General features: G+C 50.4%; 2 protein-coding genes. Both read left to right on the top strand.

The window, feature by feature from the left end; genetic code table 11:
* Positions 1-1,509: VirB4-like conjugal transfer ATPase, CD1110 family (locus DWX32_RS19090; protein ID WP_243037648.1), on the top strand; the 1,509-nt coding region annotated here is incomplete at its 5' end.
* On the top strand, positions 1,506-1,996 hold a 491-nt coding region (locus DWX32_RS19095), incomplete at its 3' end, for a DNA-methyltransferase (protein WP_147398519.1). The genes DWX32_RS19090 and DWX32_RS19095, both read left to right, overlap by 4 nt.

A 1,996-nucleotide genomic window follows, 5' to 3' on the forward strand; every position in this document is an offset into this window, starting at 1 on the left:
GTCCGGTGTGAAGCGGGGGAAAAGCTGGAGATAACTTCAAAGGCTTACCTATCGCTATTCCCGTCTGACCTTGCTACTTTTGGGAATGAAGCAAAGAACTTGTTGCAGGATTTACAGAGCCGAAACGAGCGAATGTTTCTCCTTACGTTCCTTGTGGTAAACATGGCAGACACGAAACGGAAACTGGAAAATGACATTTTCGCGGCGGCGGGCATTGCACAGAAATACAACTGCGCCTTGACCCGTCTTGACTATCAGCAGGAAGCGGGGCTAATGTCCTCTATCCCTTTGGGCGAGAACCTTATCCCTATTCAGAGAGGGTTGACGACGAGCAGCACCGCTATTTTTATCCCGTTCATCACGCAGGAGCTATTTCAGACCGGGGCTGCCCTGTATTATGGCTTAAATGCCCTGTCAAACAACATGATACTCTGCGACCGTAAACAGCTTAAAAACCCGAATGGGCTTATCTTGGGAACACCGGGCAGTGGAAAATCCTTTGCAGCAAAGCGGGAAATCACAAATGCCTTTCTCATTACTGACGACGATATTTTTATCTGCGACCCGGAAGCGGAATATTTTGCCCTTGTAAAGCGGCTTGGCGGGCAAGTGATACGGTTATCCCCGACAGGGAAAGGCATGGACGGTACGCCCCAGTATGTGAACCCTATGGATATGAACCTCAATTACAGCGAGGACGACAGCCCCCTTGCACTGAAAAGTGATTTTATCCTTTCCCTCTGCGAGCTTGTCATTGGCGGCAAGGAGGGCTTGCAGCCTGTTGATAAGACCGTCATTGACCGCGCCGTAAGGAATGTGTACCGGGACTATCTTGCTGACCCTGTACCGGAGAAAATGCCTATCTTGGGCGACCTTTACGACGAACTGTTAAAGCAGCCGGAGCCGGAAGCTGCCCGCATTGCGGCAGCATTGGAGCTGTATGTTTCCGGCAGCCTTAATGTATTCAACCACAGAACGAATGTGGAGCTTTCTAACCGCCTTGTCTGCTTTGATATTAAGCAGCTTGGAAAACAGCTCAAAAAGTTAGGTATGCTCATTGTGCAAGACCAGATATGGAACCGCGTTACCATTAACCGGGCAGAGAAAAAATCTACCCGCTACTATATGGACGAATTTCATCTGCTCTTAAAAGAGGAACAGACCGCCGCGTACAGCGTGGAGATTTGGAAGCGTTTCCGTAAATGGGGCGGCATACCCACAGCAATCACGCAGAACATCAAAGACCTTTTGGCAAGCCGCGAGGTGGAAAATATCTTTGAAAACTCTGATTTTGTCCTTATGCTCAATCAGGCACAGGGCGACCGGGCTATCCTTGCAAAGCAGCTAAATATCAGCCCACAGCAGATGAAATACGTTACCCACACCGAAGCGGGCGAGGGACTTATCTTTTACGGAAATGTGGTGCTGCCTTTTGTAGACCATTTCCCGAAAGATACCGAGCTTTACCGCATTATGACGACGAAGCCGGAGGAAGTGAGCAGCCTATGAAAACAGACGTGATTATCAACCGGGACGCGCTTTGTGCTTTGCAGGAATTACCCAGTGAAAGCGTCCATTGCTGCGTTACAAGCCCGCCCTACTTTGCGCTGCGGGACTATGGGCTTGACGCACAAATCGGACAGGAGGACACGCCGGAACAGTATATTGATAGGCTGACCGCTGTTTTTGGCGAGCTTTACCGGGTGCTTAGAAAGGACGGTACGTTATGGCTGAATATCGCAGACACCTATTGCGGTACAGGAAATAAAGGCGGCTATGCTGACCCGAAAAACCCAAAGGGGCGCACCGGACAGCGGATTGCAAGGAACAGCCGCGTTACCGGCTGCAAGCAAAAGGACTTAATCGGTATTCCCTGGCTCCTGGCGTTTTCCCTGCGGGAACAGGGGTGGTATCTGCGCAGCGATATTATATGGCAGAAACAAAATCCTATGCCGGAAAGCTGCAAAGACCGCCCGACCCGCTGCTATGAACATAT

The sequence above is a fragment of the Blautia sp. AF19-13LB genome, assembly GCF_003479105.1.
GTDB classification, from domain to species: Bacteria; Bacillota; Clostridia; order Lachnospirales; family Lachnospiraceae; genus Fusicatenibacter; species Fusicatenibacter saccharivorans.